This is a genomic window from Pantoea sp. OVA07A, from assembly GCF_019969975.1.
GTDB classification, from domain to species: domain Bacteria; phylum Pseudomonadota; class Gammaproteobacteria; order Enterobacterales; family Enterobacteriaceae; genus Pantoea; species Pantoea agglomerans.
On the sequence record NZ_JAHXYM010000001.1, the window covers coordinates 1,419,722 to 1,433,733 of the forward strand.

The 14,012-nt window shown below is 58.4% G+C and carries 14 protein-coding genes; 5 read left to right on the top strand and 9 right to left on the bottom strand.

Translation table 11 applies throughout. From position 1 onward, the window contains the following. Positions 1–177: 177 nt before the first annotated feature. The 6 genes from gpmA to modE form a co-directional block, all read right to left on the bottom strand. Positions 178–930, bottom strand: coding sequence for a 2,3-diphosphoglycerate-dependent phosphoglycerate mutase (gene gpmA, locus LC417_RS06845; RefSeq protein ID WP_033756988.1), 753 nt, complete (start codon positions 928–930; stop codon positions 178–180). A gap of 151 nt (positions 931–1,081) precedes the next feature. Continuing rightward, positions 1,082–2,116 (bottom strand): galactose-1-epimerase, encoded by a 1,035-nt coding sequence (gene galM / locus LC417_RS06850; RefSeq protein WP_033779565.1) that lies wholly within the window; start codon positions 2,114–2,116, stop codon positions 1,082–1,084. Then, positions 2,110–3,258 carry a galactokinase gene (gene galK / locus LC417_RS06855; protein WP_033771167.1) on the bottom strand — a complete coding sequence of 383 codons (1,149 nt, stop codon included), beginning with the start codon at positions 3,256–3,258 and terminating at the stop codon, positions 2,110–2,112. The genes galM and galK overlap by 7 nt, the downstream gene beginning before the upstream one ends. Further along, a complete protein-coding gene (galT, locus tag LC417_RS06860) occupies positions 3,255–4,301 on the bottom strand; it encodes a galactose-1-phosphate uridylyltransferase (protein ID WP_022626027.1) in 1,047 nt (348 codons plus the stop codon). Before galT ends, galK begins: the two co-directional genes overlap by 4 nt. A 237-nt stretch (positions 4,302–4,538) precedes the next feature. Further along, the gene (gene modF / locus LC417_RS06865) at positions 4,539–6,011 is read right to left on the bottom strand and encodes a molybdate ABC transporter ATP-binding protein ModF (protein WP_223565636.1); all 1,473 of its coding nucleotides are present in this window, start codon (positions 6,009–6,011) and stop codon (positions 4,539–4,541) included. A gap of 69 nt (positions 6,012–6,080) precedes the next feature. Further along, the gene (gene modE / locus LC417_RS06870; RefSeq protein ID WP_223565637.1) at positions 6,081–6,863 is read right to left on the bottom strand and encodes a molybdenum-dependent transcriptional regulator; all 783 of its coding nucleotides are present in this window, start codon (positions 6,861–6,863) and stop codon (positions 6,081–6,083) included. Positions 6,864–6,999: 136 nt separating this feature from the next. Between modE and LC417_RS06875 the strand changes: the two genes are divergently transcribed. From LC417_RS06875 to modC, 4 genes are all read left to right on the top strand, one after another. Further along, positions 7,000–7,155 (top strand): AcrZ family multidrug efflux pump-associated protein, encoded by a 156-nt coding sequence (locus tag LC417_RS06875; protein WP_010260183.1) that lies wholly within the window; start codon positions 7,000–7,002, stop codon positions 7,153–7,155. 144 nt (positions 7,156–7,299) lie between these two features. Further along, positions 7,300–8,073 carry a molybdate ABC transporter substrate-binding protein gene (modA, locus tag LC417_RS06880; RefSeq protein ID WP_223565638.1) on the top strand — a complete coding sequence of 258 codons (774 nt, stop codon included), beginning with the start codon at positions 7,300–7,302 and terminating at the stop codon, positions 8,071–8,073. Then, positions 8,070–8,759 carry a molybdate ABC transporter permease subunit gene (gene modB / locus LC417_RS06885; protein WP_010669664.1) on the top strand — a complete coding sequence of 230 codons (690 nt, stop codon included), beginning with the start codon at positions 8,070–8,072 and terminating at the stop codon, positions 8,757–8,759. The genes modA and modB overlap by 4 nt, the downstream gene beginning before the upstream one ends. Further along, positions 8,759–9,817: a molybdenum ABC transporter ATP-binding protein ModC gene (modC, locus tag LC417_RS06890; protein ID WP_010260194.1), complete on the top strand. Its 1,059-nt coding sequence runs from the start codon at positions 8,759–8,761 to the stop codon at positions 9,815–9,817. Before modB ends, modC begins: the two co-directional genes overlap by 1 nt. On the opposite strand, the gene LC417_RS06895 is transcribed toward modC, so the two are convergent. Further along, a complete protein-coding gene (locus LC417_RS06895; protein ID WP_050680597.1) occupies positions 9,818–10,636 on the bottom strand; it encodes a pyridoxal phosphatase in 819 nt (272 codons plus the stop codon). It lies immediately after the preceding gene. A gap of 155 nt (positions 10,637–10,791) precedes the next feature. Here LC417_RS06895 and pgl point away from each other — a divergent pair, with 155 nt between their 5' ends. Then, positions 10,792–11,793 carry a 6-phosphogluconolactonase gene (gene pgl / locus LC417_RS06900; protein WP_010669667.1) on the top strand — a complete coding sequence of 334 codons (1,002 nt, stop codon included), beginning with the start codon at positions 10,792–10,794 and terminating at the stop codon, positions 11,791–11,793. A 289-nt stretch (positions 11,794–12,082) separates the two neighbouring features. Here the strand turns inward: pgl and LC417_RS06905 are convergent, their stop codons facing one another. Together LC417_RS06905 and bioA are read right to left on the bottom strand one after the other, a co-directional pair. Next, positions 12,083–12,559 (bottom strand): kinase inhibitor, encoded by a 477-nt coding sequence (locus tag LC417_RS06905; RefSeq protein ID WP_223565639.1) that lies wholly within the window; start codon positions 12,557–12,559, stop codon positions 12,083–12,085. Positions 12,560–12,634: 75 nt separating this feature from the next. Beyond that, positions 12,635–13,939, bottom strand: coding sequence for an adenosylmethionine--8-amino-7-oxononanoate transaminase (gene bioA / locus LC417_RS06910; protein ID WP_223565640.1), 1,305 nt, complete (start codon positions 13,937–13,939; stop codon positions 12,635–12,637). Positions 13,940–14,012: the final 73 nt, after the last annotated feature.

Below are 14,012 nucleotides of genomic sequence, written 5' to 3' on the forward strand. Positions count from 1 at the left end.
CGGTTCGCGTTGAGGATTGTGCCTCTGACCGTATTCCCTGCGATTTGAGCCAATCAGTTGTTGCCAGGCTCATTGACTTCTTTATTCTGACAACGAACACAGTGCGCAGCGTTCATGCGCGCATCCCAATAAAAAAGGCCAGACTTTCGTCTGGCCTTTTTGCATTTCAGCGAGAAATTACTTCGCTTTACCCTGATTCGCAACGGCTGCAGCTTTCGCGGCAATCTCGTCCTGGTCGCCCAGGTAGTAGCGTTTCAGCGGTTTGAAGTTTTCATCGAACTCATAGACCAGCGGTACGCCGGTAGGGATGTTCAGTTCGAGGATTTCATCTTCGCTCAGGTTATCCAGATATTTCACCAGCGCACGCAGTGAGTTGCCGTGTGCGGCAATGATCACTTTCTCACCGCTTTTGATGCGCGGCAGAATGGTTTCGTTCCAGTAAGGGATAACGCGGTCAATAGTCAGCGCCAGGCTTTCGGTGGTTGGCAGCTGCTCTGGGGTCAGTTTCGCGTAACGCGGATCATGGCCCGGGAAGCGCTCATCTGAACGATCCAGCTCTGGCGGAGTAACGGCAAAGCCGCGACGCCACTGCTTAACCTGCTCATCACCATATTTGGCAGCGGTTTCCGCTTTATCCAGACCCTGCAGCGCACCGTAGTGACGCTCGTTCAGACGCCAGGTTTTCTCAACCGGCAGCCAGGCCTGATCCAGCTCATCCAGCACATTCCACAGCGTGTGAATGGCACGCTTCAGTACTGAGGTGTAAGCGAAATCGAAAACGAAGCCCTCTTTTTTCAGCAGCTGACCTGCTGATTTGGCTTCGCCACGACCTTTCTCTGAAAGGTCAACATCATACCAACCGGTAAAGCGGTTTTCGTTGTTCCACTGGCTTTCGCCGTGTCGCACCAGAACCAGCTTAGTTACAGCCATAGCTTAACTCCTTAATACTGTGATGTTTCTGTGAGATTGGAAACCTGCTGCTGCCCGCCTGACACGCGAGCTGATTGCGCCATACCATAACGGAAAAGCGGGCAGCGCGTAAGCCTGTGTGTGACGCACTGCGCGTTTTTCAGCCGGAGGCTCAGCGCGGCGTGAAGCGATAACGCGTCACGGATTCCCAGCGATCTCCCGGCTGCAGCCAGCAATCAGGCTGAGGCCATTCATCATGATTAGGCGAATCCGGTAAAAATTCGCTTTCCAGCGCAATACCCTGAAATGCAGTATAGCTCGCCTGCTCACGGGCACGGGTGCCCGCCAGGTAGTTGCCGGAGTAGAACTGCAACGCCGGTGCCGAAGTGGTCACGCTGAGCTGCAGTCTGCCATCTTCCGACCAGAGTTCTGCCGCAGGCTGAGTGTCGTCGCCTGCGCTGTTGAGCAGAAACGCATGGTCATAGCCCTTCACCGCTCGCTGGTCGTCGTCTGCCAGAAACTCCTGTGCCACGACTTTGGCCTCGCGGAAATCAAAACTGGTTCCGGCAACCTCTTTCAGCGGCGCATTAGGGATGCCTTCGCTGTCGACCGGCAGATAATGGTCGGCGTGCAGTTGTAAGCGATGCTGGCGGGCGTCGCCATGATGCGCATCAAGGTTAAAGTAGGCGTGGTTAGTCAGATTGACCGGGCAGGGCTGATCGCAGCGCGCTTCATAGCTTATGCTCAGGCAGTTCTGGTCATCCAGCTGATAGCGCAGATCGGCAATCAGATTGCCGGGATAGCCCTGATCGCCATCAGGCGAATCAATGCGGTAGTGCACCTCGCTGTCAGACTGGCTGACAATCTGCCAGCGGCGCTTATCAAAGCCTTCCGGTCCGCCATGCAGCTGATGTGCGCCCTGGTTCGGCACCAGCTGGCGGTTCAGTTTATTCAGTTTTGCCCCGGCGATGCGGTTAGCGTAGCGGCCGACCGTCGCGCCCAGATAGGCATCCTGATGGAGATAGTCAGAGGGCGTGGCGCAGCCGAGCAGCGCTTCACGCACCGTGCCATCCTGCATCGGCACGCGGGCGGAGAGCCAGGTTGCGCCCCAGTCCATAAAGGTGGCCAGCATGCCGTTGGCATTGCGCAGCACCGTTATGCGCCACGGCTGACCGTCGGGCGCATGGGAGTTGACGTCGTTCAGCATTGGCCAGCTCCTTCAGAGGCTTTGCAGACGTAGAAGGTCTCTTTGATGCCGGTTGCTGCTTCATACTGCTCCGCTACGGCGGCTTTGACCTGATCGACCAGATCCAGTGGCATCAGCGCGACGATACAACCACCAAAGCCGCCGCCGGTCATACGCACGCCGCCGCGCTCACCGATCTGCGCTTTCACGATCTCTACCAGGGTATCGATCGGTGGCACGGTGATCTCGAAGTCGTCACGCATCGAGGCGTGAGATTCGGCCATCAGCTGGCCCATACGGGTCAGGTCGCCCTGCGTCAGCGCATCGGCTGCTTCCAGGGTGCGGGCGTTCTCGGTCAGAACGTGACGCACGCGTTTTGCCACCTGCGGGTCGAGCTGCGCCTGTGCCGCTTCAAACTCGACCAGTTCAACGTCACGCAGTGCCTTCTTATTGAAGAAACGCGCGCCCGCTTCACACTGCTCACGACGCGTGTTGTATTCGCTGCCAACCAGGGTACGACGGAAGTTGGAGTTGATGATCACCACCGCGATATCTTCCGGCATCGACACCGGACGCGTGCCCAGCGTGCGGCAGTCGAGCAGCATGGCGTGATCTTTCCGGCCCAGCGCTGAGATCAGCTGGTCCATGATGCCGCAGTTACAGCCGACGAACTGGTTTTCCGCTTCCTGACCATTCACGGCAATGGCGGCGCCATCCAGCGGCAGATTATAGAGCTGCTGCACCACGGTGCCGACCGCCACTTCCAGCGACGCAGATGAGCTGAGGCCCGCGCCCTGAGGCACGTTGCCGCTGATCACCATATCGATACCGCCGAAATCGGCATGACGCTGCTGCAGATGTTTCACCACGCCGCGCACATAGTTAGCCCACATCGGTTCCTGCAGGCTGACGATCTCTTCATCGAGAGAGAATGTGTCCTGCGCATTTTCATAATCCGCAGCGACCACACGAATCTGACGATCGTCACGGCGGGCACAGGCAATCACCGTCTGGTAATCGATGGCGCACGGCAGCACGAAGCCGTCGTTATAGTCGGTATGCTCGCCAATCAGGTTAACGCGGCCCGGTGCCTGAATGGTATGCGTAGCGGCGTAACCGAAGGTGTCAGAGAAAAGCTGCTGCGTGATGGTTTTTAAGCTCATTGTTGTGCCTCACGGAAGTGAACGTCGCTGACCGAACGCAGACGTTCCGCCGCCTGTTCCGCCGTTAAATCGCGTTGGGTTTCGGCCAGCATTTCATAGCCAACCATAAATTTACGCACCGTTGCTGAGCGCAGCAGCGGCGGATAGAAGTGAGCATGCAACTGCCAGTGATCGTTGGCTTCGCCGTTAAACGGCGCGCCATGCCAGCCCATGGAGTAGGGGAATGAGCACTGGAACAGGTTGTCGTAGCGGCTGGTCAGCAGCTTAAGCGCCAGCGCCAGGTCGGTACGCTGCGCCTCATTGAGGTCGGTAATTCGTTTGACGTGCGCTTTCGGCAGCAGCAGGGTTTCAAACGGCCAGGCGGCCCACCACGGCACCACCGCCAGCCAGTGATCGGTTTCCACCACGGTGCGGCTGCCATCCTGCTGTTCGCGAGCCAGATAATCGACCAGCATCGGCGAGCCATGTTTAGCGAAATAGTCGCGCTGATGATCATCTTCACGCTGCGCTTCATTCGGCAGGAAGCTGTTGGCCCAGATCTGACCATGGGGATGCGGGTTGGAACAGCCCATCGCCGCACCTTTGTTCTCAAACACCTGCACCCACGGATAGTGCTGACCCAGATCGGCGGTCTCTGCCTGCCAGGTACGCACCACCTCTTCCAGTGCGTTCAGCGACATCTCCGGCAGGGTTTTGCTGTGATCGGGCGAGAAGCAGATGACCCGACTGGTGCCGCGTGCGCTTTCACAACGCATCAGGATATCGTCGCTCTCGGGCGCGTCTGGCGTGTCGGTCATCAGCGCAGCAAAGTCATTGGTAAAGACGTAGGTGCCCGAATAGTCCGGGTTTTTGTCGCCGGTGATGCGGGTGTTTCCGGCACACAGGAAGCAGTCCGGATCGTGCGCCGGTAACGTATTGACCGCCGGGGTTTCCTGCGCGCCTTGCCACGGACGTTTGGCCCGATGAGGTGAAACTAAAATCCATTGATCAATCAGTGGATTGTAACGGCGATGCGGGTGATCGACCGGGTTGAATTTTTCCATGTTAGATCCTGGTAAGCGTCAAAAGCCAAGGAGGCATCGGTAAAAAGTAGCACATCAGCGCGCACGAAAGCGTGATCAAGTCTGAATAAATGGTATCGTTTACACAAGCTGAATATTCTTATTTCGTGGCAATGTGCGCGGATATATGGCGTGAAAGGTGATGTGGAATGGTAGCGCTTACACAAGGGTGCTTTAAAACGCCGCAGCAGCGGCGTGGGGTGACGCGTTACAAGAGCCCTAGTGCAGGGTTTCCTGCTGATAGTGATAGCCGCCGTCATGGGCGATAAAGCTCAGGCGATGTGTAATGCAGGCGGGCGCATCTTCCGCGTGATGCGAAACAAACAGCAGCTGAGTCCGTCCCTCGCCAATCAGCACATCGACAAAGCGCCGCACCAGCTGGCGGTTAATCGGGTCGAGCCCCTGTAGTGGCTCATCCAGTATCAGTAGCGTCGGATGCTTAACCAGCGCGCGGGCAATCAGCACCAGCCGCTGCTGTCCCCATGAAAGCGAGTGGAACGGCGCATCGGCCTGTCCGTTATCCATCCCCAGCAGTGCCAGCCACTGCTGTGCCAGCGCTTTTTGCCGGTCAGAAGCCGCCTGATAGAGACCAATAGAGTCGAAGAAGCCCGACAGGATCACCGTGCGCACATTGGTGCTGACGCGGTAATCGAGATGCAGGCTGCTGCTGACATAGCCAATATGCTGCTTGATATCCCAGATGGTTTCACCACTGCCGCGACGGCGGCCAAACAGGGTTAAATCATTGCTGTAGCCCTGAGGATGATCGCCGGTCACCAGGCTGAGCAGGGTCGATTTTCCGGCGCCGTTCGGGCCGGTAATCTGCCAGTGCTCGCCGGCGTTGACCTGCCAGTTCAGCCCCTGAATTACTGGCTTATCGTTATACGAGACGGTGCCGTTGCGCAGGATAACGCGCGGCGCATCATCCGCCAGCGATGGCAGCTGATCCGGCGCATCCGCCTCAGGTAACGCCATTCCCATCAGCTGTTCACTGTGTGCCAGCTGCGCCACCAGCGCTTCCGTTAAAATGGCCTGGCGTGGCCCGCTGTGGGTGAGGGTGCACTCCGCCAGCACGCCAACCTGCTGAATGAAATCGGGAATATCGTCAAAGCGATTGAGCACCAGCACCAGGGTAAATGTCGGTTGCTGCAGGCCGCGCAGCGTGTCGGTCAGGCTGGCGCGCGACGCCACATCCAGCCCGTCAAACGGCTCATCCAGAATCAGCAAATCTGGCTGGTTCATCAATGCCTGACAGAGCAGGGTTTTGCGGGTTTCGCCGGTAGAGAGATATTTGAAGCGGCGTGAAAGCAGCGCTTCGATGCCGAACTGCTGGGCCAGCTGCTCGCAGCGCTCGGGGTGCTGCACCTCTGCCTGAATCACCTCTGCCACGGTCAGCCCGGTATCCTCTTCACCTTCGCTGAGCATATCGGTGTTGTTGCGCTGCCACTCCTGCGCCACCAGGGTTTGTAGCTGCTCCAGCGACAGCCGGACCGGCCGTCTGAAATCGCTGCTGACTGAACCGGCCAGCGGCGGAAGTTCACCAGAGAGTGCGCGCGCCAGTGATGATTTGCCGCTGCCGTTGGCTCCGACAAACGCCCAGCTTTCGCCGCGCTGCAGTTCCACCTGATTCAGACTCAGTATCCGGGTATCGCTAAGACGAAACGTGCCTTGCGAAATGTGCAATGAAGCCATGATCTGTTCCATTTTTTGCATCGTGTCACTGAGTTGTAACCATTGCCTGTAATGAAGTCAAATCAACCACTAGAGCAGGGTGGCGACGATCGCATGTTCGGCATTGAAACTGGCGATCACGGCGTCGCCGGGCTGCAGCGTCAGTTGCTGCAGCTGATCGTTGCTCAGGGTCGCGCACAGGGTTTCGCCGCTGGCGAGCTTCATCAGCACTTCACTCATCTGCTCGCCGGGTTCGATGGCACTGACCGTCGCTGCCAGCTGATTGTCATCCTGTGCGGCGTCACGACTGATGCGGATCCACGGCGCTTTGATCAGCACCAGCACCTCTTTACCTGAGGCCAGTTGCAGGCGATCGGCGCTGCGCTGGGTCAGCGCCACATTAAGCTGCGTGACGCCATCGGCCAGTTGAATCAGCAGATGCTGGACCACCTGCTGCGCATCGTTACTGACGACGGTGCCAAACAGCTGGTTACGGGCGCTGGTCTGCAGAGAGAAACGGGCGATGGCCGCCAGCAGACTGTCGAGCGGTAACGTATCCTGCTGCAGCGCATCAAAGGCTTTCTGCTGGATCTGCTCCATCAGCTGGAACAGCTGAATCAGGCGTTCACCGTAGCGAGTCAGCGTTGCACCGCCGCCGCCTTTGCCACCGGTGGCCCGCTCCACCAGCGTTTCATCCGCCATCTGGTTCATCTCATTAATCGCATCCCAGGCACTTTTGTAGCTGATACCGGCCAGCTTCGCACCCTGACTGATCGACCCGGTCTGCTGTACGCGTTTCAGCAGCTCAATACGTCGCGGATCGGCAAACAGTTTCTGTTGTAAACGGATATGAAGGGACAGTTCGGCTTCCATGACAGCTCCGGCAAAGGGTTAAGGCGAAGGCCGATGATAGCGGCGTTTTGTGACCAAAGTAAAAGCACGAAAAGGGCTCCGCAAAATTTTGCTGACCCGTTACAATCTCTTTTTTGTTAGCAGAGTGAGACTCTCCATGCTGGAATTACTTAAAAGCCTCGCCGTTGCCATACTGATGGTGCCTGTCGTGATGGCGCTGATGCTGGGCATGATTTATGGCCTGGGTGAAGTGTTTAACGTCATCTCTAAAATTGGTCATCGCGAAAAATCCTCAGCCCGTTCGCACAATTAATTGCTGCCACGCCCGCCATCTGCGCGGGCGTGGTCGTTTTTATCTCTCCTGATTTAACCTTTTGTTCCCCCTGCCGATAATTTACTGAACCTCACTGACATTGCGCTATATTATCCGCTACACAACGAATAGCCGGAGAAAATCATGTCATTTAAACACTATCGCTGGGGCGTCGCGGCCCTGATCACCGTTTCGCTGGCCGGGCAGGCTGTGGCCGCCGACAACATCACTGTGTTTGCCGCGGCTTCTCTGACCAACGCGATGCAGGATATTGCCAGCCGTTACAAGCAGGAAAAGGGGGTGACGGTGGTCTCTTCGTTTGCCTCCTCTTCAACGCTGGCGCGCCAGATTGAGCAGGGTGCTCCTGCCGATCTCTTTATCTCTGCCGATCAGCAGTGGATGGATGATGCGGTGGCGAAAAAAAGTGTGATTACCAGCAGCCGCTATACCCTGCTGGGCAACGATCTGGTATTGATTGCGCCACGCAGTGCCGCCGTGAAAGCGGTGACGCTGGACCCGCAGACTGACTGGAAAACCTTGCTGCACGGTGAGCGTATGGCAGTCGGCGATCCGGACCACGTTCCTGCGGGCATCTACGCCAAAGAGGCGCTGCAAAAGCTGGGTGCCTGGGAAGGCGTTGCGCCTTCGTTAGCGCCAGCCAATAATGTGCGGGCAGCGCTGGCGCTGGTCGAGCGTAATGAAACGCCCTATGGCATTGTCTACGGTTCCGACGCGGTCGCCAGCGACAAAGTGCAGGTCGTCGGGCATTTTCCGGCAACCAGCCATAAACCCGTAGAATATCCGATGGCGATCGTGAACGATCACGACAACGCCGCCGTTAAAGCGTTTTATGATTATCTGAAAGGGCCCCAGGCCGCGGCTATCTTTAAACATTACGGATTCACACCGACGAAATGATACTCAGCGATCCCGAATGGCAGGCGGTACTGCTTAGCCTTAAAGTCTCTGGCATAGCCGTGATAGGCAGTCTGCCGTTTGGCATCCTGATGGCCTGGATTCTGGTGCGCTGCCGTTTTCCCGGTAAAGCGCTGCTCGACAGCCTGATCCACCTGCCGCTGGTGCTGCCGCCGGTGGTGGTGGGGTATCTGCTGCTGATTAGCCTTGGGCGACGCGGCATCATAGGCGAAAAACTTTATGACTGGTTCGGCTTCAGCTTTGCTTTCAGCTGGCGCGGTGCCGCACTGGCCTCTGCCGTGATCGCCTTTCCGTTGATGGTGCGTGCCATCCGGCTGGCGCTGGAGGCGGTGGATTGCCGGCTGGAGCAGGCGGCGCGCACGCTGGGCGCCGGACGCTGGCGGGTCTTTTTCACCATTACGCTCCCGCTGACGTTGCCGGGCGTGATCGTCGGTACGGTGCTGGCGTTTGCCCGATCGCTGGGCGAGTTCGGCGCCACCATCACCTTTGTTTCCAATATTCCCGGCGAGACGCGCACGCTGCCGCTGGCGATGTTTACCCTGATAGAGACACCGGGCGCGGAAGGGGCGGCGGCACGGCTCTGCGTCATCGCGATCGTACTGGCGCTGGCGTCACTGCTGGCGTCGGAATGGCTGGCACGTGCAGGCCGTAAGCGGATGGGAAACTGATGCTATCACTCAACGTTATGCAGCAGCAGGGCGATCACGTGCTGGAGGTCGACCTGCAGATCCCGGCCAAAGGGATCACTGCTATTTTCGGCGTGTCAGGCGCCGGAAAAACCTCTCTGATCAACGCGATCAGCGGGCTGACCCAGCCGCAGCGGGGACGGATCCAGCTACACGATCGCCTGCTGTTTGATGCAGAGCAGAAGATTGCGCTGCCGCCGGAAAAACGGCGTATCGGTTATGTCTTCCAGGATGCGCGGCTGTTCCCGCACTATCGGGTCCGAGGCAACCTGCAATATGGTATGGCACCTAAGATGAAAGCGCAGTTCGACAGTCTGGTCTCACTGCTGGGTCTGGAGGCGCTGCTGCCGCGCTTTCCGCTGTCGCTGTCGGGCGGGGAAAAGCAGCGGGTCGCGATTGGCCGTGCGCTGCTGACCGCACCGGATATGCTGCTGCTGGATGAGCCGCTGGCGTCACTGGATCTGCCACGCAAACGTGAACTGATGCCGTATCTGCAAAAGCTGGCGAAGCAGGTCGATATTCCGATGCTCTACGTCTCGCACAGTCTGGAGGAGATCCTGCAGCTGGCTGATAACGTGCTGGTGCTGGATGCGGGCAAGGTCAAAGCCTTTGGTCCGCTGGAGCGGGTCTGGAGCAGCAGCGCGATGCGGCCCTGGCTGCCGGTGAGTGAACTGACCAGCGTGCTGCGGGTGCAGGTGCTGGAACAGCATCCCGACTATCCGATGACCGCGCTGTCGCTGGGCGATCAGCACATCTGGGTCAGCCGGGTGAATCAGCCGGTTAAAACCCCGCTGCGTATTCGCATTGCCTCGGCCGATGTCTCTCTGGCGCTGCAGCCGCCGCAACACAGCTCCATCCGCAACATTTTACCGGCACAGGTGGTGGAATTGCTGGAGGTCGGGGACCAGGTTGAGGTGAAGCTGCGCATCGGCATCAGCGAACTCTGGGCGCGCATCACGCCGTGGGCGCGGGATGAGCTGGGCATCCGGCCGGATCAGTGGCTTTATGCCCAGATCAAAAGCGTCTCGGTGACGCCCTGATTACAACACGTACTGATAGAGGGTATCGGCAATACCGGTTTCAAGGTTGGTGCCGATCACCATTTTCGCCCGCGCTTTGATCGCCTCATCGGCATTACCCATCGCCACGCCCAGTCCGGCCGTTTCCAGCATGCTGAGATCGTTATAGTTATCACCAAACGCGATCACATCGGACATACTCAGCCCCAGTGATTCAACCCACTGCGCCAGTCGTTTGCCTTTGCTGTTGCCGCCTTTGGCGATATCCACCTGATCGTGCCACGACCATTCGCAGGCCAGTCCCAGTTCCGCTTCCACCCTGGTGGCGAACTGCTGCAGTTCCGGGATGTTGTTGTGCGACAGGGCAAACTTCCAGATCGAACCGGCGTCGCGTGCCGCCTGGGCCAGGTCGGGCACCTGACGGAACAGTGGACGCTGGTGGGCAGGCAGCGATTCGGCCCACTTCAGGGTGCGCATCACGTGGCCGGTCGGGGTCTGATAGAGCATCGCATCATCCACGTAGAGCAACCCGTGAATCTGCTGCTGATTCAGCATCTCAATCACCTGTAACGCCAGCTGCGGGTCGAGGGGATCGGACGCCAGCACCTTTTTCGCCTGGTAATCATACAAATAGGTGCCATTACAGCAGATTGCGGGTGTATCCAGCTGTAACGCCTGATAAAAAGGGTGGATAGCGCAGTGATGGCGTCCGGTCACGATAGCGACATGAAGGCCCGCCTGGCGTGCCTGATTTAGCGCTTCGATTGACTGCGGCAGAATCGTTTTGGCTGGGGTCAGCAGCGTGCCGTCGAGGTCGAGGGCAATTACACGGTAGCTCATTAATCCTCTCGTTTTTCCTGGTTTGCAGGGGCTGAAGTCTACACCTCACCACGGTCCGGAGACAAAAAACAGGGCACAAATGATCCCAGCGTAGGGCAATAAAACAGGCTACAGTGATTCACAGATCATGATCAGGCAGCAAAAAAGGAGAATGCATGAAACAAGTTGTCTACACCGCCAGTCCCGAGAGCCAGCAGATCCACGTCTGGCAGATGAATGATGAGGGCGGGCTGACGTTGCTTCAGGTGACCGATGTCGCCGGCCAGGTTCAGCCGATGGTGGTGAGTCCGAACCGCGATTTTCTCTATGTCGGTGTGCGTCCCAATTTCCGCGTGCTGGCGTTTCGCATTGCCGCCGATGGCACGCTGACCGAAGCGGGTCAGGCGCCGTTGCCCGGCAGCCCGACTCACATTTCCACCGATCGCCAGGGCAGATTCCTGTTCTGCGGCTCCTACAATGATGCCTGCGTCAGCGTCAGCCCGATTGGCGATGACGGCATTCCGCAGGCCCCGCTGCAGGTGATCAGCGGACTGGATGGCTGTCACTCGGCCAACATCGATAATGACAACAAGACGCTCTACGTGCCGGCTCTGAAGCAGGACCGTATCTGTTTGTTTACGCTGGGCGAAGATGGTCAGCTGACGCCGCGTAAACAGACGCAGGTCACGACAGTAGAAGGCGCTGGCCCGCGTCATATGCAGTTCCATCCGGGCGGTCAGTACGCTTACTGCGTGAATGAGCTCGACAGCACGGTTGAGGTCTGGGCATTAAATACGGGCGAAGGTGAAGCAGAAAGCGTGCAGACGCTTGATATGATGCCGCCTGACTTCAGCGGTACGCGCTGGGCAGCCGATATTCATCTGACGCCGGATGGCCGTTTCCTCTATGCCTGCGACCGCACCAGCAGCACGCTGGCAGTCTTCAGCGTCAGCGACCTGGGCGATGAGCTGACCCTGGAAGGGTTCCAGCCGACGGAAACGCAGCCGCGCGGATTTAATATCGATCACAGCGGACGCTATCTGGTGGCGGCGGGACAGAAATCTCATCACATCGAAGTTTATGCGATTACCGAACCGAAAGGGCTGTTAAAGCCGCTGGGACGTTATGCGGTGGGGCAGGGCCCGATGTGGGTTGTGATTCATCAGTTACAGGCGTAACCCGCTACGAAAAACGCCTCTCCTGTCAGGGAGAGGTATGAGATAGTTGACGAAGTCTGCCACAGCCCAGCTGTGAGATCGAGCAGACACAGGGAACGGCGTCAGATCGAAAAGACGCAAAAACCGCCATCCATGGCACGCTCTGCCCCCGCCATCCATGGCACGCTCTGCCCCCGCCATCCATGGCGTGGGACGCTTTCCTCTTCTGACGCCGTTCCCTGCGTTTTGAGCTAATACGTTGCTGCCAGGTCACCCAGCCTTGGGTTTGCCAGTAGTCTGGCGTGCTGAATTACTGATAATTCACGGTCAGCGAGGCGCTCGCCAGTGCGTGGAAATGCACATTAAAGCCGACCATTGCGCCACTGGCGCCTTCATCTACTTCAATCGTCTCAACATCCAGCGCATGCAAGGTGAAAATGTAGCGATGGGTTTCGCCCTGTGGCGGCGCCGCGCCACCGTAGCCCGCCTGACCGAAATCGGTACGGGTCTGGATTGCGCCTGCTGGCAGTGACGCTTTGCCGGAACCGGCACCCTGCGGCAGTGACGTCGTGCTGGCCGGAATATTCGCCACCACCCAGTGCCACCAGCCGGAACCGGTCGGGGCATCAGGATCGTAGCAGGTCACCACAAAACTTTTGGTACCCTCTGGTGCCGCTTCCCAGGCAAGATGGGGAGAGATATTCTCGCCCTGATAACCCATGCCGTTGAAAACATGCTTTTCAGGCATCTTCTCGCCGTCATTAAAATCCTGACTAAAAACGCGCATCACATCTCCTTAATTGTCGATGAATAGCCTGTCATCATAACTAAAAGTGCCGTCAGTGCCAGCGGTCAGCCCGCTTCAGGCGGCAAAATGTTGAGAATGCTCCAGCGCGCCGCCAATCGCCTGCACCAGCCTGCTCAGCGCCTGCGGCGTGATGATGTAGGGTGGCATCAGGTAGATCAGCCGGCCAAAAGGCCGGATCCAGACGCCCTGTTCAACAAAGAACTGCTGCAGCGCCGCCATATTTACCGCCTGATGGGTTTCCACTACGCCAATCGCGCCCAGCACGCGCACATCGGCCACCTGCGGTGAACTGCGCAGTGGCAGCAGCTCAGCCCGTAACTGCTGTTCGATCGCCGCCACCTGGCGCTGCCAGTGACCTTCCGCCAGCATGGTCAGGCTCTCCGCCGCGACCGCGCAGGCCAGCGGATTGCCCATAAAGGTCGGGCCATGCATAAAGCAGCCCGCCGCGCTGCGGCTGATGGTGTCCGCGACCTCGCGGGTAGTCAGGGTCGCCGCCAGCGTCATCATGCCACCGGTCAGCGCTTTGCCGACGCAGAGAATATCCGGGGTAATGCCCGCATGCTCGCAGGCAAAAAGTTTGCCGGTACGGCCAAACCCGGTGGCGATCTCATCTGCAATCAACAGCACGCCATAGCGATCACAGACTTCCCGTACCTGCTGCAGATAGCGCGGATGGTAGAAACGCATGCCGCCCGCACCCTGCACAATCGGCTCCAGAATGACGGCTGCCAGTTGCCGGTGATGCTGTTCTATCAGCCTGGCGAAATCATCGAAATCAGGCTGGTGCCATTCATCATCAAAGCCGCAGGCCGGGGCCGCCGCAAAGTGATGCTCGGGCAGATAGCCGCGCCACAGGCTGTGCATCGAGTTCTCGGGGTCGCACACCGACATCGCTGCAAAGGTATCGCCGTGATAGCCGCGTTTCAGCGTCAGGAACTGCTGACGCGTCTCGCCACGCCCCAGCCAGTACTGCAGCGCCATCTTCATCGACACTTCCACCGCCACCGAGCCTGAATCGGCCAGGAAGACGCACTCCAGCGCCTCAGGCGTCATCGCCACCAGCTGACGGCAGAGCGCCACCGCCGCCGGATGGGTAATGCCGCCAAACATCACATGCGACATCTGGGTGACCTGCTCTGTCAGCGCCCGGTTCAGGCGCGGATGGTTGTAACCGTGGATCGCCGCCCACCACGAGGACATCCCATCCACCAGCTCACGGCCATCGGCCAGTTTCAGCTGAAAACCCTGTGCGGCGACCACCGGGTAGCAGGGCAGCGGATCCTGCATCGAGGTGTAGGGATGCCAGATATGCTGGCGGTCAAAGCGGGCATCGTCTGAGGAGAAAACGGGGATAGTCATCGGAGTTGTAAACCAAAATAAAAAAATATAGTTTACAAGTATAACCCTGCTTTTCGTCGGGATGACACCCTTT